Source organism: Brevibacterium sp. K72, assembly GCF_050562175.1.
Taxonomy (GTDB): domain Bacteria; phylum Actinomycetota; class Actinomycetes; order Actinomycetales; family Brevibacteriaceae; genus Brevibacterium; species Brevibacterium casei.
The window spans coordinates 775,560-795,347 of record NZ_CP191582.1; the positions used below are offsets into that span (position 1 = coordinate 775,560).

The following is a 19,788-nucleotide window of genomic DNA, read 5'->3' on the forward strand; positions in this document are numbered from 1 at the left end:
AGTCACGTGGCATTTCTCACCGACCTGCGGCAGGCACCGCGGCTCGTCACCATCGTCGCATTCGCCGCCGTCGCCCTCGGCATCACGTACGGATACGACATCTCGAACATCGCCGGCGCCCTCCTCTTCATCGAGGGCGACCTCGGACTGAATACCGCCGAGCTCGGCGGACTCGCCACCGCGGTCGTCATCGGGCAGATCGTCGGCGCGATCATCGGCGGTCCGCTGTCGAACGCGATCGGGCGCAAGAAGTCGATGTTCCTCATCGCCGGCGGCTACATCGTCTTCTCGATCATCTCCGGCATCGCCCCCGGCTACCTCTCGCTGCTCATCGCCCGGCTCTTCCTCGGCGTGGCCATCGGCATCGCCCTGGCCGTCGTCCCCGTCTTCATCGCCGAGTCCTCCCCGACGAAGGTCCGCGGCGGCCTCCTCGTCGCCTACCAGGTGACGACGGTCATCGGCATCATCGCCGGCTACCTCGTGTGCTGGGGCCTCGCGCTCATCGAGTCGTGGCGGCTCATGCTCGGCCTCGCGGCCGTGCCTGCCGCGATCGTCCTCATCCTCCTCTTCCGCGTCCGTGAGACGCCGCACTGGCTCATGCTCAAGGGACGCGACGCCGAGGCGGCCGCCGCCCTCCGCGAATTCGACCCCGATCGCGATGTCGACCGGGACCTCGGCCTCATCCGCGACGAGCTCAACCAGGAGAGCGGTCGGCTCGTCGACATGTTCCGCGGCCACCTGCTCAGGGCGACGCTCTTCGTCATCGGGCTCGGCTTCTTCATCCAGATCACCGGCATCAACGCGACGATCTACTACGCCCCCTCGATCTTCGAGTCGATGGGTTTCAGCGGCTACGGCGCGCTCCTCGGCCTGCCGGCCGTCGTCCAGACCTTCGCGCTCATCGCCGTCATCGTCTCGATGTTCATCGTCGACCGGCTCGGGCGGCGTCCCGTCCTCCTCACGGGCATCGGGATCATGATCGTCTCGACCCTCGTCCTCGTCCTCGTCTTCAGCCTCGGCGGCGAGGCCGGCAGCACGACCGGGGGCACGGTCTTCGGCGTCATCGGCATCATCGCCTTCACGATGGGCTACACCTTCGGCTTCGGTTCCCTCGTCTGGGTCTACGCGGGTGAGACGTTCCCGGCGAAGTACCGGGCGCTGGGCGCCTCTCTCATGCTCACCGCCGACCTCGTGGCCAATGCGATCGTCGCCCAGTTCTTCCCCGGCCTCCTCGAGCTCATCGGCGGCGCGGGAGTCTTCCTCGTCTTCGGCGGTCTCGCGGTGCTTGCGTTCCTCTTCGTCCTCCGCTTCGCTCCCGAGACCAAGGGCCGCGACCTCTCGGAGATCTCCGCTTACTGGGCCAACGGCGCGAAGTGGCCGACGGAGATGCGGACCGCGACGAAGTAGGGCTCAGCCACCCAGGCTGCCGTCACGGACTCAGCTCGGTGCCGAGCCACCTGGTTGCGGTCGCTGTCGCAGCTCACCCAGCCCGGTTGCGGTCGCAGATTGAGGCGAAACGGCCGAATTCGGCCCAAATTCCTCGGTTCATCGACCACAACCGGGGGTGGGTGAAGTGGCCAGCGCGCGTGGATGTGGTGGCCAGCGCGCGTGGGCGTGGTGTCCAGAGCCGGCGTGCGGGCCGTAGCGAGGCTCCCGCCCGCGAGGCGACTCACTGGCGGGTCACTTGAAGGTCGGGGAGGGCACCGGAACTCCGTCGATCTGGATCGTCGGCATCATCTGCTTGAAGTCCTCGGCCGCGGCCTCGTTGCTCTGGAGGGCGCGCATCTCGACGGCGACGTCGACGAGGCGGCCGTTGGTCTGGTAGCCGATCCGCGCCCCGTACATGGCGGTGGGCTGCTGGTTGATCGCGAAGATCTCGCTCTCTCCGAGCACGCCCTGGAACGTCCAGTAGTAACCGGAGGCGATGCTGCCGGTGCGCTCGGCGGTCACCGTCGAGCCCTGCTCGGAGAACGAGTACTGCTTCTTCGCGTCGATGACGGCCTTAGGCGAATCGTCGAAGGCCTCGTTGCACGAGACGATGATCGTGTCGCTGTCGGTGAGCGAGGTGCCCCGGCTGAAGACGACGAAGGCCGGAGTGCTGCTGCCTTCGTACCAGTCGGAGCCGAGGGCGAAGCTGACGTCGACGGGACAGTCCGCGCCGAGGTTGAGCCGCTTGGTCTCCATCCCCTCGGGAATCGTCGGCCCCGTCGGCACTGTCGTCGGATCCTCGCCGGCCTCCCGTTCGACGGCGACGCGGATCGGACCCGATTCGCGCTCTGCCGTGCGGATCTGGAGAACCGAGCAGCCGCTGAGCAGCAGGGTCGCGGCCGTGCTGCCGGCGACGACCGCCCGTGGCCACGACACCCGAGTCACTGCGAATCGCCTCGCGCCCTCAGCTCACGCCGGGTCGGGAACTCCCGCTCCTCACCGGTGCGCCGGCCGTCCTCGCCCTGCGCGCCGGATTCGTCTGCGGTCCGGGGCGGATGCCCGGTGCCGCCCTGTGGAGTCGGCCTGCTTCCCACCGGGTCGGGGTTGCCCGCCTGCCCCTGCGGCGCACCGGACTGACGGTACTGGGCGGGTCGGTTGGGCTGGCCGAACTGCGCTGGCTGGCCCTGGTGCGCGGGAGAGCCGTGACGGTCTCCCGGGTCACCCGGCTGCCGGCCCGGCTGACTGCCGACGGGCGCCTGCCCCTGCGGGGCGCCGTAACCCGGACCGGCAGGCCGCGCGCCCGCACTCTGCTGGGGGCCGGGGAACTGCTGCGGAGCGCCGCCCGGATAGGGTCGACCTCCGGGCTGACTGCCGAACGACTGCTGAGGCCCGGCCTGGCCGACACCGCGATTATCGGGGCCGGGGTTCGCATAGCCGACAGGCTGAGGCCCCGATCCGGGGTGCCCGACAGGCTGGGGTCCAGAGTTCGGCTGGCCGATGTGCTGCGGGCCCGAGTTCGGCTGCTGCGACCCGCCCTGCTGGTCGGGCCGCGGGCCGCGCACCGGTTTGAACTGCGAATGCTGACCCGAATCGGTCGGGAAGCCGGCACCGACGGACTCGCCGGTCGACCGGTCGATGAGCGTCCCGTCGACGCGTTCGAGGCGGCGTTTCGACGTCCGCCTCGGCGTGCCGAGGATGCGGCCCTTGAGTTCGTCCTCGCTCGGCTGTCGCGGTGGAAGGAACCCGGGGGCATGGCGCATATCCGGATTCTGCACGGGCTGCACGGGATGCGATCCCGCGGCTGCGCGCTCTCCGCCCTCGGCCATCGGCGGCGCACCGACGGGCGCGGCGTCGGCAAGGACGGGCAGGACCATGCGCACGGACGTGCCCACGCCCTCCTGGCTGAAGAGCTGCACGGAACCGCCGTGCCGGGCGACGATCGAGCGGACGAGCGAGAGACCCATGCCGGATCCGGCGACCGCACGCACCCGGGAGCCGCGGGAGAGCTCGTCCCACACCTGGTCCTGCTCGGAGATCGGGATGCCGCTGCCGGTGTCGGCGACCTCGACGACGACCCAGCGGTGATTGTCGATGATCTGCTCGTTCGCCCGGAGTTCGACGACCTCAGCCTGCGAGGAGTACTTGAGAGCGTTGCCGAGAAGGTTGAGGATCGCCGTGAGGAGGAGGTCCTCCTCACCGGCGACGTCGGGCAGTCGCCACGGGGCCCGGGCGACGGTCGCGACGATCATCCGGTCCTCGGCCCCGGGCGCGGTCGAGGCATCCTCGACGGCCTGGTGGATGAGCCGGTCGAGGTCGACACGGGAATACTCGATGATTCGGGTCTCGACGTCGGCGAGCTTGCGCAGATCGGCGAGGAGTCGGGCGACTCGGCGGGAGGAGAGGTCGACCTGCTTGGCCGCGGGTTCGACCTCGGCGATCGACCCGCCCTGCCTGGCGACCTCGCGGATCGTCGCCGCCGAGGTCCGCAGGGCCGTGAGCGGGTTCTTCAGCTCGTGGTCGAGGCGGATGAGCATGCGGTTGCGCTTGGCCATCGAATCCTCGGCCGCGGCCGTCTCGATCGATTCGCGCAGCTGCGCCTCACGCTTGCGCAGTCGCCGCCACCCGAAGAAGACGAGCGCAGCGATGCCTGTGAGGACGAGGAGGAGCAGGAGGAGGAACAGCCAGATCTGGACCTCGATGACCAGGAAGTTCGTCATACCCGTCGCATCCCCTCTTCACCGTGGACCTCTCCGACGAACCGATAGCCGCGTCCCTGCACCGTCGCGATCCACCGCGGCTCCGCGGCATCCTCGCCGAGTACCCGGCGCAGTTCGGCCACCCGTGAGTCGACGGCACGGGTGCCCACGGCCTCCTCGAATCCCCAGAGGACCTCGAGCAGGCGCGCCCGATCGATGAGCTCGTCCTGGTGGACCATGAGGTATTCGAGCAGGGTGAAGCCCTTCGGGGTGATGACGAGTTCGCGCTGGCCCAGCCACGCCCGCCTGCCCACGCGGTCGACGCGCAGACCGAAGCTCGAGACGAGCACGGGCGCCGTCGCGAGCGGCGGACCCTCGGTGCGGGTGCGCCGCAGCACCGCCCGGATCCGGGCGACGAGCTCATGCGGATCGAAGGGCTTGTTGAGGTAGTCGTCGGCGCCCTCCTCGAGCGCCATCGCCCGCTCCACCGCCTCACCGACCTGGGTGAGCAGGAGCACGGGCACCCAGTTCTCGTCCTGGCGCAGCTGCCGCAGCACCTGTCGCCCGTCGGCACCGGGCATGAGCACGTCGAGGACGCAGACATCGGGACTGTGCCGGCGGATCTCGTCGAGGGCGAGGAGACCGTCACCGGCTGCGAGCACCCGGAACCCCGAGCGCTGGAGGAACGGGACCACTGCACCGAGGACATCGGGTTCGTCATCGGCCACGAGGACCAGTGGTTGGTGTTCACGCTGACTGTCAGCCGTCATTCTCGTCCGTTCCGAACTCGCGTCGCCGTTCTCTGGCGACCTCCCGCGCTTCTGCCCGATCCACTGCCTCGGCCAGCTCGTCTCGATACAGCATAGATCGACGCAGGTGCTTGGTGCGATATCCCGCACGGCCGACCATGTGCGTGGCAACGGGAATCGTCACGAGCTGGAAGGAGACGATGATCGCCAGGGTCGTCACCGTCGCCCACGTCGGGAAGTGGATGGCGATGGCGATCGCCACGAGGATGAGGCCGAGCACCTGGGGCTTCGCGCTCGCGTGCATGCGCGAGAGCAGATCGCCGAACCGGAGCAGACCGACGGCAGCGGCCAGGGAGAGCACGCCGCTGGCGAGGACGAGGACCGCGGAGATGATGTCAAGGACCATCGTGGCCCCCCTTCGGTCCGTCATCGGCGTCGTCGGGGCCGGGGTCGGGCCCGGACCCCAGTCCCTCCTCGGCCGAACCGGGAGAGTTCGCGGCCGCGTCGGCGCCCATCTCGTCCTCGGCGAGCGGGACGACGGGTTCGTCGCGCACGGTGACCTCGACAGGGCCGTCGGGGACGTTCGAGATGCCGCGGGCGACATCGTCGGGCCAGGTCGACGAGTCGGCCTGCGGGGCCTCGTCGCGACCGACGTGCCAGTCGGAGGCGGAGAAGTCGCTCAGGGCCCCCACCTCGGCGCCGGGGGTCATCGAATCGGACTTCGAGACGTATCGGGACACGCTCACGGAGCCGACGAAGCCGAGCATCGCCAAGACGATGAGCACGGGCAGGAGGTCGGTGCGACCGGTCAGGGCCATGAAGCCGCCGAGGCCGCACATGAGCGAGGCGAGGATGACGTCGGTGGCGATCATGCGGTCGAGGATCGACGGTCCCCGGATGACGCGGTAGAGGGCGAGGAACACCGAGGCGGCGAAGAGGACCGCGGCGGTGACGACGATGATGTGGAGGATCGTCTCGGTCATCGCCGGCCTCCCCGGTCGTCGGTGGGCGTCGGGTGGTCGAGCGGATCCGGATCGACCTTGAGGGCTGCGAGGTCACGGGTCGAGCCCAGCGCCCGGATGAGCAGCTCCTCGATGTGGTAGACCTGGCGCTTCGCGGCGCGGATCTTCTCCTCGGTGTCGGCGTCGAGGACGTGGAGGTAGAGGCGACCGCGGGCCCGGTCGCTGTCGACGATGATCGAACCGGGGATGAGGCTCGCGGTGTCGGCGACGAGCGTCATCATCAGGTCCGACCGGGTCCGCAGATCGCACGCGATGACCGAGCCCGCGCCGACGGCCTTGGGCCGGAAGGAGAACCACGCGACCTCGATCGAGGCGATGACCATCGAGACGACGAACCAGCCGGCGAAGACGAGGGCATGGACGACGTTGAAGCGACCCGAGAGGACGACCGGGGGCAGGTAGAACACCCGCGTGACGAGGAAGGCGAGGATGATGCCGGTGACCACGCTGAGGACGGTGAGCGAGTCCCACAGCATCACCCAGAGGAGGACGAGGAAGAAGACGAGGACGAGCTGCTGGATGACCCGGCGGCCCTTGGGTGGGGACGTGCGCGGACTCATCAGCCCTCACCTCCGAGGACCTCGTTGACGTAGGTGATCGGGTTCTGCAGGTTCTCCGCCGCCCGCTCCGAGAGGTCCCACAGGGGTCCGGCGGCGATCGTGAGGATGAGGGAGACGACGACGATCGCCGAGGTGGCGGCGAACATCGGTCCCGGCACGCCGATGCGCGAGCGCCAGGTCCGTCCCTCCAGCAGGGTGCGCTTGCGTTCGGCGAACTCCTCGACGAGCTCCTCGTTGGGGTCCTCCGCGTCCGCGGGGTCGCGCCAGAACGCCAGGTTGAAGGTGCGGCCGATGACGTAGAGGGTGAGCAGGCTCGTGAGGGTGCCGGCGATGATGAGGACGGTGGCGAGCCAGCTGTGGTCCTCGAACCCAGCCTCGAAGAGCGCGACCTTGCCGATGAAGCCGGAGAACGGCGGGATCCCGGAGAGGTTGAGAGCCGGGATGAAGAAGACGATCGTCAGCGCCGGCGAGAGCACCATGAGTCCGCCCAGCGACCGGGTCGACGTCGATCCGCCGCGCATCTCGACGAGGCCGATGGCGAGGAACAGCGCGGTCTGGACGATGATGTGGTGGACCGTGTAGTAGATGCCGGCGGCGAGCCCGAACGCTGTGCCGAGGGCGACGCCGAAGAGCATGTAGCCGATGTGGGAGACGAGCGTGAAGGAGACGATGCGCTTGATCTCCGACTGTGCGATCGCGCCGAGGATGCCGACGATCATCGTCAGGCCCGCCGCGACGAGCAGGGGCACCCTCAGGGACGAATCCGAGAAGAGCAGGGTCTCGGTGCGGATGATGGCGTAGATGCCGACCTTCGTCAGCAGGCCCGCGAACACAGCGGTGACCGGGGCGGGGGCCGTCGGATAGGAGTCGGGAAGCCAGAACGAGAGCGGGAAGATCGCGGCCTTGATGCCGAAGCCGATGAGGAGGAGGACGTGGAGGATCATCTGCACATCGGGCGGCAGCTGGTCGAGTCGCTCGGCCAGCTGGGCCATGTTCACCGTGCCCGTCGCGGCGTAGATGACGCCGATCGCGGTGAGGAAGATGACCGAGGACACGAGTGAGACGACGACGTAGGTGACTCCCGCGCGGATCCGCTCGGCTGTCGCTCCCAGGGTGAGGAGGACGTACGAGGCGAGGAGGAGCATCTCGAAGCCGACGTAGAGGTTGAAGAGGTCGCCGGCGAGGAACGCGTTCGCGACACCTGCGCAGAGGATGAGGTAGCTCGGGTTGAACACGGAGATCGGGGTCTCGTCCGAGTAGTCGGAGGCGTCCTGGCTGAGCGCGTAGATGAGCACGGCCAGGGTGACGAGACAGGACACGACGAGCATGAGCGTCGAGAGCCGGTCGGCGACGAGGACGATGCCCGCCGGCGCCTCCCACCCGGCGATCGCAACGACCTGCGGACCCTCCTGGTCGACGCCGACAAGGAGGACGACGGCGATGACCATGACCGCTGAGAGCGTGAGCAGGGAGACGAGGTTCTGCGAGCGCGAATGCTTCGACAGCACCAGGGCGAGGCCGGCGCCGATGAGCGGCAGCAGCACCGGCATCGGGATGAGGACGGCGAGGAGTTCGGTCATCGTCGCTCCCCCTTCCCGTCGTCGTCGCTGTCCTCGTCATCGGTGCCGTGCCCGTCGGTCTCCGCAGCAGGCCGGTCGGTCTCCGCGGCCTCGGCGTCAGCGGCTTCGGCCTCGGCTTCGCGTTGAGCGGGAGTCCCATCGTCGTCGAGGTCGACGGCCCCGCGGATCGGGCTCTCGGCCTCGTCGCCGAACTCCGTGTCGTCGTAGTCGGTGCTCGCCTCGGCTTCCGAGTCGATCATCTTCGTGATCGCGACCTGGAGGTCGGCGGCGTCGTCCTGGAGGGAGTCGGCGCGCACGAGACGCCACGACCGGTAGATCATCGCGAGCAGGAACGCGGTGACGGCGAAGGTGATGACGATGGCCGTGAGGACGAGCGCCTGCGGCAGCGGGTCCGACATGCCCTCCGTCGAGAGGTTCTTCCCGTCGGTCAGCGGCGGGCGGCCGCGACCAGCGGTGAGGACGATGAGGAGGTTGACGGCGTTGCCGAGCAGGATGAAGCCGAGGAGGACGCGGGTGAGCGAGCGCTCGAGCATGAGGTAGACGCCGCATGCGAAGAGGACGCCCATCGCGAGCACCATGATGAAGGGCAGACTCACAGCCGTCCCCCTTCCGCTCCGTTGTCGACCTCGAGGTGGTTGACGCGGTTGAGGATCTTCGACACGGCCTTGTGTTCGGCCTCCGCGCCGAAGTTCTCCGCCAGCCCGAGCGAGGTGTTGAGCCGGTCGGTGAGGAGCAGTTCGTCGCGCTCCTGGTGGAGGTCCACCTCGGCGCCGAGTGAGCGGAGGATGTCGAGCATGAGGCCGACGACGATGAGGTAGACGCCGATGTCGAAGAACGTCGGAGTGCCGAACTTGAGCTCCCCGAGGAGCGGCAGGTTCGCTTCGACGAAGACGGACTTGAAGACGGTGTCGCCCCAGAACCATCCGCCGACCGCGGTGAGCACGGAGAGGATGAGTCCGGTGCCGAGCAGACCCGAGGGCGTGAACCGCGCCGCCTCGGCGAGTTCGAACTTGCCTCCCGCGAGGTAGCGGACGACGAGGGCGAGACCGGCGACGAGACCGCCGGCGAAACCGCCGCCGGGGGTGTTGTGCCCGGTGAAGAGGAGGTAGACGGAGAAGACGAGGACGGCATGGAAGATGAGGCGGGCGGTGACCTCGAGGATGATCGAGCGGTTGCGCGGGGCCAGCGTGCGTCCGGCGATGAGCCACGAGGCGCGCCGCGTCTCGAGGTCCTCGTGCTCGGTGCCGTCGATGACGCTGCCGGGGCGCGGCGCCACCTCGTCGGGCACGGGCTGGAAGCGGAGCCGGCCGCGCCGGTCCATGCCCTCGCGACCCGCGGAAAAGCGGCCGAGGTGGCCCTCGCGGCCGCGGACGAAGATGAGTCCGGCGACTCCGGTGCCGGCGGCGACGAGGACGGAGATCTCACCGAAGGTGTCCCAGACGCGGATGTCGACGAGGGTGACGTTGACGACGTTCTGGCCGTGCCCGATCTCGTAGGCGAGCTGTGCGAAGTCGACGGAGGCCGGTTCGGTCATCCGCACCCCTGCGGCGATGAGGACGACGATCATCATCGTCACGCCCACGGCTGCGCCGATGATCGCGCGCCATGCGGGGGTGAACCGGCCGGTGCTCTGACCGATCCGGGCGGGCAGGCGGCGGAGGACGAGGACGAAGACGACGATCGTGATGGTCTCGACGAGCACCTGGGTGAGCGCGAGGTCGGGGGCGCCCATGAACGCGAAGAACGCGACCATCGCGTAGCCGGAGATGCCGGTGACGACGACGGCGGTGAAGCGCTTCTTCGCTCGGGTGGCGGCGATCGCGACGACGATGAGGACGCCGGCGACGATGAAGTCGAGCGGAGTGTCGAAGAGCGTGAACCGGATCTGCCATGTGTCGTTGGAGATGACGGCGAGACCGACCCCGGCGACGAGGACGAGGTAGATGACGCTCTGGTAGAAGGGCAGCGATCCGCGCTGGGTGCGGGAGGTCACCCAGAGGGCGAGGATCTCCATGCCGCTGATGAGGCGCCGGTAGAGGTCGTGGAAGTCGAAGCCGGCCGGCAGGGTCGCCTGGACCCGGGCGAAGCGGTCGCGGAACACGAAGAGGAGGAGACCTGCGGCGATGGTGACCGCGGAGAGCCCGAGCGCGGGTTCGAAGCCGTGCCACATCGCCAGGTAGTACTCGCCGTCGGCCGGGTCGGTCGCCGGCAGGGACGCACTCCAGGCTTCGACGTAGGTGTCGACGACCATCGCGAACGGACCGAGGGCGAGCGTGAGGATCGTGAGGATGATCGGAGACACGACGAGCGTGACGTTCTCCTCCCGGCGGGCGATGTCGTCGACGCCGGGCTTCGTCCCGAACGCACCCCAGACGAACCGGGCCGAATAGGCGACGGTGAGCACCGAGCCGATCATGATCCCGACGAGGGCGATGATCGAGGTCTTCGTGCCGGCGTCGAGCAGGGTCGAGTACACCGCCTCCTTCGCGACGAAGCCGAAGGTCGGGGGCAGACCCGCCATCGATGCCGCCGAGATCGTCGCACACACGGCGACGACGGGGAAGGCGCGCCAGCCGCCGGAGAGCTTCGTGAGGTCACGGGTGCCGGCTCGGTGGTCGATGATGCCCACACAGAGGAAGAGGCAGGCCTTGAAGAGCGCGTGGGAGACGAGGAGGGCGAGCGCGGCCTTGGTGATGTCCGGTGTGCCGAACGAGGAGACCACCGTGAGGAAGCCGAGCTGGGAGACGGTGCCGAAGGCGAGGAGGAGCTTGAGGTCGGTCTGGCGCAGGGCCTGCCACGCGCCGATGAACATCGTCAGCAGGCCCGCGGTGAGGAGGATCTCCGTCCAGCCGGGAAGCGTGTGGAAGCCGGGTGCGAGCCGGAGGACGAGGTAGATGCCGGCTTTGACCATCGCCGCGGCATGGAGGTAGGCGCTCACCGGGGTCGGAGCGGCCATGGCACCGGGCAGCCAGAAGTGGAACGGCAGCAGGGCCGACTTCGAGATCGCTCCGACGAGGAGGAGGACGACGGCGGTGACGACGAGGGGTCCGGTGTCGAGGCCGAGTTCGGCGCGCTCGACGAGGACGGAGATGCGTCCGGTGCCGGTGGTGACGATGAGGAGGACCATCCCGACGAACATCGCCAGACCGCCGGCGGTGGTGACGATGAGCGCCTGCAGCGCCGCCTGCCGGGAGCGGCGGCGGGACTGGCTGTGGCCGATGAGGAGGTACGAGAAGATCGTCGTGCCCTCCCAGAAGACGAAGAGCATGAGGAGCTCGTCGGCGACGACGAGTCCGTACATCATCCCCGCGAACGCCATGAAGACGGCGGCGAAGCGGGCGAGGCCGGGTTCGTCGGCGGGGAAGTAGCGCGAGCAGTAGACGAGGACGAGCGTGCCGACCCCGGTGACGATGAGGCTCATGATCCACGAGAGGACGTCGAGGCGGAAGACGCCCTCGAGGTCGAGCGCGGGCAGCCAGTCGAGCGTCTCGGTGAGCGGGGCTCCCCCGGGCCCGAAGATCGCCGAGGCGGTCGTCAGGGTGTAGACGAGGCCGGCGAGCGGGACGAGGGCCAGCAGCAGGAAGGCGTTGCGGCCGAGCAGTCGGACGAGCGGGTAGGCAATGACAGCAGCCCCGAAAAAGGCTCCTGTCATGGCTATCACCGGCGGACACCTCCGTCATTTTCCGTTGTGTGGCGATCGAGACCTGCTCAACAGTATTTTCGCATGGAAAGTGGTCGTTCTCCCAATCAACGGACCGGCGCGGAGCACCCGAGACGGACCGTCACACGATGATGCCGCCTGCCGTGCCCGATCAGGCCCGCAGCTGCGCCGATGTGACAAGGAACCCGTTCTCATCGAGGCCGATGCCGTCGCTCCGGGAGAGCAGCTCGGCGCCGATCCGATCGACGAGGGCGGCCACCTCGGCGCGCATCTGCCGGAAGCGGCGATCATGGCCTGGGCGGTAGCGGACCTCTTCGGCGTCCATCCAGTGGACGTGGTACTCGATCTGCGGCAGCTCGGTGCTCGCCCGCACGATCGGGGGCACCCATTCGGCCTCGGTCACGCGGATCTCGATCGCCCCGGCCGCCTCGTCGATCTCGCCGAGCGGGATGAGGAGGGAGTAGCCGTCGAGGACGACGGGTGCGGAGGAGTCGAAGAGAGGATCGTCGAGCGAGGTCTGCGCGAGCACCGCGGCATCGGGGGTCGGCAGCTCCTGCTGGAAGGCATGCGGGGCATGGGTGCGCACGAGCGAGAGGGCGACATCGGGGTCGAGCCAGTACGGGGAGTAGAGGTAGAGATCGACCTTCGCCTCGGGATCGGGCACGAGCACGCGGGTGCCCATCCCGTCCTCGTCGGCGAGGCGGATGGCCAGATGCAGGCGCGAGGCGATGGAGATGAGGAGGCTGAGCGCGCGCTCCTCCTCACGGTCGGGAAGGCCCGCGGGAAACGCCTCATGGAGTCCGTCCGCGTCCTCGAACCATTCCGGCGGCGGCGCGGGCTCCCGGTCGCGCGGAGTGTCGAGGACGACGGCGCGACGGGACCACTCGGGGATCTCGAGCGCGGCGACCGTCGCCTCGTCGAGGTCGACCCCGGCACTGAGCCGCGAATGGCGGGAGAGACGGACCTGATCGTTCTCGTTCAGGCGCGGCGGCACGTCGGGGAGCCTGTTGTGGACGAGGGCGAGGACGTCGGAGACCTCGATCTCGGCGTCGAGGAGGAGGAGGTGGCGTCCGCGCAGGTCCGCGGCGAGTCCCTCGACGGCGGGGGCACCGCCGCCGGACTGCTCCCGCTGCCTCCTCAGCTCCCGCCGGGTGATCACATGGCCCTCCGGAAGAAGTTCGCGTGCGACCGTGAGGCCGTGGGGCCGCGCTGACCCTGGTACCGGCTGCCTGTGGCCTCGGAGCCGTAGGGGACCTCGGCGGCGGAGCTGAGCCGGAAGAAGCAGAGCTGGCCGATCTTCATCCCCGGCCACAGCGTGATCGGCAGCGTGGCGACGTTCGAGAGCTCGAGGGTGACATGACCGGTGAATCCCGGGTCGATGAACCCCGCCGTCGAATGCGTGAGCAGACCGAGACGGCCGAGCGAGGACTTCCCCTCGAGCCTGGCCGCGACGTCGTCGGGCAGGGTGACGAGCTCATGGGTCGAGGCGAGGACGAACTCCCCGGGGTGGAGGACGAAGGGCTCGGCCGGATCGACCTCGACGAAGCGGGTGAGCTCGGGCTGTTCGAGCGAGGGATCGATGACCGCGTACTTGTGGTTGTCGAAGAGCCGGAAGTAGCGGTCGAGGCAGACGTCGACGCTCGCAGGCTGGATGAGCGAGAGGTCACAGGGGTCCAGCGCGATGCGACCGGATTCGAGTTCGGCGCGGATGTCGCGGTCGGAAAGGAGAGTCACACCCCTGATGGTAGTCGGATCGGACCCCGGCGCGCAGTCACGACGGGGGCAGCGAGGCGGGGAACCACCTCGGCGAGGCAGGAGTCGGGTGCGACACGCCGTTACTTTGTCACGAATTGATAACGATCCTGCGATAAATCCTTGAATTGCCTCCGTGTGTCTCGCCATGCGCCTGAGTGAATGCTTTAGAGTGGGGTGCTGTACGAACCCGCGCACGATGGTGCCTTCCTCTTCTCAGCCAGGGAATGCCGGGAGTTCCATCGCCTTTTGTGGGTTGACATCAACCGAAAGGCATTACTGTGAAGACCTCGCGTCTTGTGCTTGCCCCCGCAGTAGCCGTTGCACTGACCGGTCTCGCCGGCGCTCCCGCGTTCGCGTCGACCGCGTCTCCTACGGTGCCCCAGGGCCCGCTCTGCGCCTATGACGGCGCCGGGCCCCAGAGCGACTCCACCGTCCCCGACAGCGACACCCCGCAGGCCACTGTGTCCGCGGCGCAGGTCAGTCGGGAAGAGATCGTGGACAAGAAGGAGGGCATCGGGTTCTCCGGCACCGGATTCACCGCCGATGAGAAGGCGACCGTGACGGTCGTCGGCACCGACGGCACGAAGTACACCCCGGAGACGAAGCTCACCGTCGATGAGAACGGGAAGGTCAACGGGACCTACTTCTTCTCGACCACCGAAGGCGCTCAGGTGCCGCTCGGGACGTACACGCTCTACCTCACCGACCTCAAGTCCGAGAAGGACTCCTCGAAGGTGACCTTCGAGGTCGTCGCGAAGGACTCGGACAAGGACGATTCGGGCGCCGGCAACACCTGCGAGCGTCCGACCGCCCCGGCTCCCACGGACACCGCCTCGCCGGACCCGTCCGAGACCGGAACGCCGACGGAGACCGCGAAGCCGACCGAGACGGCGAAGCCCACCCCGTCGGAGACGAAGACGGAGTCCCCGTCGACGACCGCGCCGGCTCCGACCGAGACCGCGAAGCCGACGGAGACCGCGAAGCCGACCGAGACGGCGAAGCCCACCCCGTCGGAGACGAAGACGGAGACCCCGACGCAGACGCCGAGCAAGACTGCGGATCCGACGCCGTCGGAGACCGGTCAGCCCTCGCCGACGCAGACGGGCCCCGCTCCCACCGACACCCCGTCCGAGACCGGAGAGCCGTCCAAGACGGCTGAACCGTCGGAGACCGGCACGCCCTCGGAGAAGTCGACCGATTCGACCGACGAGGGGGCGAAGGACGACAAGCAGCCGGCCGCGGCACCGCAGGCCCTCATCATCGACCCCACGGAGATCACCTCCGAGGACTTCCTCAACAAGGGCGTCACGCTCGGCGTCACCGGTGCCCAGCCCGGTGAGAAGATCACGATCGTCGTCGAGCATGCCCAGGGCAAGGTCGACCGCTACACGATGTCGAAGGAAGCCGACTCCGAGGGCAAGGCGACCTTCGGCGTCCAGGCCAAGGTCAAGGCCGTGCTCGGCACGTACAACGTCCGTGTCCAGGCCGAGAGCTTCGACAAGCCGCAGGGCGGAAGCTTCACCGTCGTCACCAACGGCACCGATGTGTCCGAGAACGGCAACGGCTCCGGCAGCGGAAATGGCTCCGGCAGCGGTTCCGGCAGCGGCGCCTCGAACGACCTGCCCCGCACCGGTGCCGAGATGACCGGACTCGCGCTCGGCGCGGGACTCCTCGTCGTCGGCGCGGCAGCCGTCGTCATCACCCGTCGACGCGCCGACGCGGCCGCCGACGATCCTGCGGAGTTCTGACGATCCGTTGAGCCGCGAACTGTCCCTGGCGGGGCTGCACCTCGGAGGGCGCCCGATCGACCTCGGTCGTCTCCGAGCGGGGACGGTTCTCGGACTCATGGGCAGCCCGGACAGCACCACTGAGGTGGTGCTGTCCGCGGCCGCCCAGCCCGGTGTCGCACCACCCCCACAGCTCCCGACCGGATTCCGGTCGGGACGTCTGCGTGTGCGCAGGTGGGTGACGTCGTATCTGCGCGCCGCCGATGCCGATCCCGGGGAGGCGGCATCAGCGGCGGCGCTGAGCGAATTCGGACTCGAGACCTCGGTGCTGCGGACCCGCATCGGCGACCTCGATGCCGCGACCCGCGCCAAGCTCGTCCTCGCCCTCGCCTGGTCGACCGGCCGCGAATGGCTGACCTTCATCGACCCTTTCGCCGAGGTGCCCGGCCACATCCGCACCGGTCTGCGCGCCCGGCTCGCCGACCTCGCCGCCGCGCAGGGACGCGGAATCGTGCTCTCCTCGACGACGCTGACGGACTTCATCATCGCCGAGGCTGGCGTCGCGAACATCGAGAAGGGCGAACTCGTCGCCCTCGGTCCGCTCGCGACCGTCGTCTCCGAACCGCGCGGCTCCCTGCCCGCCGAACTCACCGGAGTGAACATCTGGTCGGGCCTCGCCCGCAAGGGGTGGCTGTCGATCGGCCACTCGGCCGTCCGGGCCCGGACCGAACTCGACGGCAAGGTCTTCGTCACCCTGCCGTGGCGAGCAGCCCACGTCTCACTCGACGAGCACGACCCTGCCTTCACCTCGGCGGCGGTCTTCGAAGCGATCGTCGTCGGACTTCGGGACCGCGGGTCGGCGATCCAGGCGAAGCTCTCTCCCGTCGATACGGAGATGGGGCTCGCCCTCGATGTCGACCTCGCCGATCTCACCGATCTCGGGGGCACGGATGGCACGGCCTACGGGGTCCTCCACCCCGGCCTCGGCGAGTCCCTCACCGAGCTGCGCGCCAACGTCAGGGTGGGCACCCACGTCTTCGTCGACGTCGACACCTCACAGCTGCGGGCCTACTCCGTCGAATGAGGCGGACCGGACCCGCACCCGCGAGATGAGCAGACCCGCTCCCGCGCGATGAAGGGGGCCGGGCCCGGTACGTGACGGCGGCAGGCTCGCTGTCCACTAAACTGGATTCGACATCCCCACCCGGAGACAGCGGAGCCGCCCGCCGACCGGGACATCCCCCGAGCCGATGAGGAGAGGCCATGCGAACGTCGCGCACCCTTCTCATCTCCGCCCTCGTCGTCATCGTGCTCACCGTCGCCTCGGTGCCTCTGCTCAACCTCACCGTCTACACCCCGGCGCGCACCGTCGAGGCGTACATGTCAGCGATCGAGCAGGGCAACGCCGAGCGTGCCTTCTCCTACCTCTCCTCCCCCACTCCCGGTTCGACGCTGGCGCTGAGCCAGGACGTGCTCTCCGCCGCCCCCGACCTGCCCCGCGAAGCCTCCGCTGAGACCGTCTCGACCGACGGCGACCGGGCGAAGGTCCGCCTCTCCTACGTCCTCTCCTCGCAGACGCACAGTGTCGACCTCGACCTCGTCCGGCTGCCGGCCGCCGCGGGGCTCTTCGACCGCTGGGCGATCGAGCAGAAGGCCTGGCCGACCCTCGACCTCGACGTCTCCGGGTCCTCGACGGCGACGGTCAATGGATTCAGCGTCTCCGCGGGGGAGGTTCCGGTGCTGTTCCCGGCGACCTACCTCGTCGGCTTCGACGCAACGTTCCTCAAGTCGAAGTCCGAGCGCGCCGAGGTCACCGCCCCCGGGGACTCGCCGAAGATCTCCCTGGCGCCGCAGCCGACCGCGAAGCTCGAGCAGGCCGTCGCCGAGCAGGTCGACGAGCACCTGCGCAACTGTGTCAAGGCGAAGACCCTCATGCCCTCGGGGTGCGTATTCGGCTACGAGACCGACAACGAGATCCTCGGGGATGTCGAATGGTCGATCGTGCGGGAACCCAAGGTCAGTCTCACTTCCTCGGGCGGCGACCTCGAGCTCACCCCTGCCACCGCCGAGGTGCGGATCAAGGGACGCTATCGTGACATCGTCACCGCCGACGAACGGGACCTCGACGAGACGCTCTCGTTCGTCCTCGGCGGATCCGTCGTCGTCCGCTCCTCGCAGGTGCGCGTCGAACCGCGCCGCCTCGGCGAAGTCTCGATCATGTGAGCAGCCCGGTGCGGGCCGAGTGGCCCTGCCCACCCGTTTGTGGGTGTGCCCACCCGTTTGTGGTCGAGAAACCGAGGAAAATCGAGCGATCGGGCCCATTTTCCACCGGTTTTCGACCGCAACCGGCGGTGGCGAAGCGAGGAAGGGCGCCGGACGCCGGGTCTCAAGCGCCGCGACAGTGCGACCCTGCGCCTCTGCCCACCCGTTTGTGGTCGGAGAACCGAGGAAAATCGAGCGATCGGGCCCATTTTCCACCGGTTTTCGACCGCAACTAGCGGTGGCGGAGCCAGGACGGCGGTCTCCGGCGCAGTGCGAGCACTGAACCGCCGGCTCAGGGCCGCAGGAGCACTGGCCGGGTCTCAGGCGCCGCGGAGGTCGAGGTCGAGCACTGAGGGACCCGCCTCGGTGAGTTCGATCGGAATCCCCCAGTCCTGCTGGTAGAGGTGGCAGGCGGCGTGGAGCGGGATCTCTCCTCCCGGTTCGCCGTCGCACGCGGCGGCGCGCGCGGTGACGTGGAGGACTCCCGAGGTCGCCTCGGGGTCGATGACGATGTCGCGGCTCAGCCCCTCGGCCCCGCCGCCACCGGAGACGATGAGTTCGGGCGGAGTCGAGGACACCTGCAGGTAGGTCGGGTCACCCCACCGATCGTCGAGCTTCTGACCTGCTGGAACGGTGAAGCTCACGCTGATGGACACAGGTCCGGCGGCGAGCTCCGTCGACGGGCGGTGGCTCGTCTGCGCACCCTCGTCGACGCGTTGGGCGTCCTTCGGCAGGGTCACCCGGGTGAGCGAGTGGTTCGCCGATTCGACGACGAGGAGTTCGGCGGTGCCGCTGCCCGCTCCCGTCCCGCCGGCCGTGTCCCCGCCCGCAGCACCCGCTTCGACGACGAGGATGTCCGAGGGTTCGCGCAGTCCACGGGCGAGCGTCGAGACCTCGTTCGTCGTGAAGTCGTACCGGCGGATCGCACCGTTGTACGTGTCGGCGATCGCGAGCGACCCGTCGGGCAGGGTGCGCACTCCGAGCGGGTGCTGGAGCCGTGCCTCGGCGGCGGGCCCGTCGCGGAAGCCGAAGTCGAAGAGGCCCGTGCCCACGAGCGTCGTCGCCTCTCCTGAGGCCGGATCGAGGCGGCGGATCGCCGAGGTCTCGGAGTCGGCGACGATGACGCCGCCGTCGGGGTGGAGGTCGAGGCCAGAGGACTGTGCGAACCACGCGGACTCCGCGTCGCCGTTGACGAGCCCTTCGTTCATCGTGCCGGACAGCAGGCGGATGTCGCCGGTGACGGGGTCGAACGACCAGATCGTGTGGTTGCCGGCCATCGCCACGACCACCTCGCCGGTGGCGGGAACGAAGAGGACGTCCCACGGGGAGGAGAGCTTGACGTCGAGGGCGGGGCCCGAATAGCGGCCGAGCGCGCCGTGGGTGCCGCGGACGTTGTCGATGGCCCCGACCATGTGCTGTTCGCCGGTGCCGGCGATCGTTCTCACGGTCTCACCGTCGAGGTCGATGCCGCGCAGGACGTGGTTGACGGTGTCGGCGACGACGAGCTGGTAGCCGGCACGGGCGGCGATGTCCTCGGGGAGGACGGTGATGCCACCGGGCTCGCTGAACTGTGCGGAGGCGAAGTCGCCGTCGGTGAGTCCCCGTTCCCCGGTGCCGATGCGCCGGAGCACGGTCTGTCCATCAGGGGTGTATTCGACGAGGCTGTGGTGGCCGGAGTCGGCGACGAGGAGGTTTCCAGAGGGCAGGACCGTCACCTTGCCGGGGTAGAAGAGCTCGGTCTCCGGTGCCGGCGGGGGAACGTAGGGGCCGTCTCCGGAATGGAGGGTGCCCTTCGCCGAGTGCTCCTCGATGAGGCCTTCGATGATCTCCCCGAGGCCGGCGCCGTGGCCTTCCCCGGACAGGGTCGCGACGAGGTAGCCCTCGGGGTCGATGACGGCCAGCGTCGGCCATGCCCGGGCCGTGTACGCCTGCCACGTGACGAGGTCGGGGTCGTCGAGGACGAGGTGTTCGACCTGGTAGCGCTCAACGGCCTGGTCGACGGCCTCGACGGTGCGCTCGAACTCGAACTTCGGCGAGTGGACGCCGATGATGACGAGTTCGCCTGCGTACTTCTCCTCGAGCGGCCGCAGCTCGTCGAGGACGTGGAGGCAGTTGATGCAGCAGAACGTCCAGAAGTCGAGGAGGACGACCTTGCCGCGGAGGTCGGCGAGGGTGAGCTCCTTGCCGCCGGAGTTCATCCACCGGCGGCCGATGAGCTCGGGGGCGCGGACCTTGGGTTCGCGGGCGCGGGTCGGGGCGGTCGCCTCGGCGGGGGTGTCGTCTGCGGCGGTGGCCGCGGAACTCTGCGGACTGGCGTTCATCTCTCCATCGTCTCAGATCCGCTGGCG

16 protein-coding genes are annotated in these 19,788 nt (G+C 68.9%); 4 read left to right on the plus strand and 12 right to left on the minus strand.

All coding sequences use genetic code 11. From position 1 onward, the window contains the following. Positions 1–6: 6 nt before the first annotated feature. Positions 7–1,407: a sugar porter family MFS transporter gene (locus ACQ1RG_RS03420; RefSeq protein WP_009376540.1), complete on the plus strand. Its 1,401-nt coding sequence runs from the start codon at positions 7–9 to the stop codon at positions 1,405–1,407. 273 nt (positions 1,408–1,680) lie between these two features. Here the strand turns inward: ACQ1RG_RS03420 and ACQ1RG_RS03425 are convergent, their stop codons facing one another. The 11 genes from ACQ1RG_RS03425 to dcd form a co-directional block, all read right to left on the minus strand. Continuing rightward, a complete protein-coding gene (locus ACQ1RG_RS03425) occupies positions 1,681–2,373 on the minus strand; it encodes a hypothetical protein (RefSeq protein ID WP_100227397.1) in 693 nt (230 codons plus the stop codon). After that, positions 2,370–4,145: an ATP-binding protein gene (locus ACQ1RG_RS03430; protein WP_009376544.1), complete on the minus strand. Its 1,776-nt coding sequence runs from the start codon at positions 4,143–4,145 to the stop codon at positions 2,370–2,372. Before ACQ1RG_RS03430 ends, ACQ1RG_RS03425 begins: the two co-directional genes overlap by 4 nt. After that, positions 4,142–4,894 carry a response regulator transcription factor gene (locus ACQ1RG_RS03435; RefSeq protein WP_009376546.1) on the minus strand — a complete coding sequence of 251 codons (753 nt, stop codon included), beginning with the start codon at positions 4,892–4,894 and terminating at the stop codon, positions 4,142–4,144. The genes ACQ1RG_RS03430 and ACQ1RG_RS03435 overlap by 4 nt, the downstream gene beginning before the upstream one ends. Then, positions 4,884–5,279 (minus strand): monovalent cation/H(+) antiporter subunit G, encoded by a 396-nt coding sequence (gene mnhG / locus ACQ1RG_RS03440; RefSeq protein ID WP_009376548.1) that lies wholly within the window; start codon positions 5,277–5,279, stop codon positions 4,884–4,886. The genes ACQ1RG_RS03435 and mnhG overlap by 11 nt, the downstream gene beginning before the upstream one ends. Continuing rightward, complete coding sequence (locus ACQ1RG_RS03445) at positions 5,269–5,856, minus strand: monovalent cation/H+ antiporter complex subunit F (protein WP_009376550.1); 588 nt, start codon at positions 5,854–5,856, stop codon at positions 5,269–5,271. Before ACQ1RG_RS03445 ends, mnhG begins: the two co-directional genes overlap by 11 nt. Beyond that, a complete protein-coding gene (locus ACQ1RG_RS03450) occupies positions 5,853–6,455 on the minus strand; it encodes a Na+/H+ antiporter subunit E (protein ID WP_009376552.1) in 603 nt (200 codons plus the stop codon). The genes ACQ1RG_RS03445 and ACQ1RG_RS03450 overlap by 4 nt, the downstream gene beginning before the upstream one ends. Further along, entirely contained in the window at positions 6,455–8,035 is a 1,581-nt protein-coding gene (locus ACQ1RG_RS03455) for a Na+/H+ antiporter subunit D (protein ID WP_009376554.1), read from the minus strand. Before ACQ1RG_RS03455 ends, ACQ1RG_RS03450 begins: the two co-directional genes overlap by 1 nt. Then, entirely contained in the window at positions 8,032–8,631 is a 600-nt protein-coding gene (locus ACQ1RG_RS03460) for a Na(+)/H(+) antiporter subunit C (RefSeq protein WP_009376556.1), read from the minus strand. The genes ACQ1RG_RS03455 and ACQ1RG_RS03460 overlap by 4 nt, the downstream gene beginning before the upstream one ends. Further along, entirely contained in the window at positions 8,628–11,687 is a 3,060-nt protein-coding gene (locus tag ACQ1RG_RS03465; RefSeq protein WP_009376558.1) for a Na+/H+ antiporter subunit A, read from the minus strand. Before ACQ1RG_RS03465 ends, ACQ1RG_RS03460 begins: the two co-directional genes overlap by 4 nt. Positions 11,688–11,847: 160 nt before the next feature. After that, complete coding sequence (locus tag ACQ1RG_RS03470; RefSeq protein WP_009376564.1) at positions 11,848–12,855, minus strand: hypothetical protein; 1,008 nt, start codon at positions 12,853–12,855, stop codon at positions 11,848–11,850. Beyond that, positions 12,852–13,430 carry a dCTP deaminase gene (dcd, locus tag ACQ1RG_RS03475; RefSeq protein ID WP_009376566.1) on the minus strand — a complete coding sequence of 193 codons (579 nt, stop codon included), beginning with the start codon at positions 13,428–13,430 and terminating at the stop codon, positions 12,852–12,854. Before dcd ends, ACQ1RG_RS03470 begins: the two co-directional genes overlap by 4 nt. A gap of 299 nt (positions 13,431–13,729) precedes the next feature. Here dcd and ACQ1RG_RS03480 point away from each other — a divergent pair, with 299 nt between their 5' ends. From ACQ1RG_RS03480 to ACQ1RG_RS03490, 3 genes are all read left to right on the plus strand, one after another. Beyond that, positions 13,730–15,199 carry an LPXTG cell wall anchor domain-containing protein gene (locus ACQ1RG_RS03480; protein ID WP_167560655.1) on the plus strand — a complete coding sequence of 490 codons (1,470 nt, stop codon included), beginning with the start codon at positions 13,730–13,732 and terminating at the stop codon, positions 15,197–15,199. Between the two features lie 7 nt (positions 15,200–15,206). Continuing rightward, on the plus strand, positions 15,207–16,262 hold the full coding sequence (locus tag ACQ1RG_RS03485; RefSeq protein WP_009376570.1) for a hypothetical protein: 1,056 nt from the start codon (positions 15,207–15,209) through the stop codon (positions 16,260–16,262). Positions 16,263–16,441: 179 nt separating this feature from the next. Beyond that, positions 16,442–17,401: a hypothetical protein gene (locus ACQ1RG_RS03490; RefSeq protein ID WP_009376572.1), complete on the plus strand. Its 960-nt coding sequence runs from the start codon at positions 16,442–16,444 to the stop codon at positions 17,399–17,401. A 359-nt stretch (positions 17,402–17,760) separates the two neighbouring features. Here the strand turns inward: ACQ1RG_RS03490 and ACQ1RG_RS03495 are convergent, their stop codons facing one another. Further along, complete coding sequence (locus tag ACQ1RG_RS03495; RefSeq protein WP_144587703.1) at positions 17,761–19,761, minus strand: NHL domain-containing thioredoxin family protein; 2,001 nt, start codon at positions 19,759–19,761, stop codon at positions 17,761–17,763. Positions 19,762–19,788 lie beyond the last annotated feature (27 nt).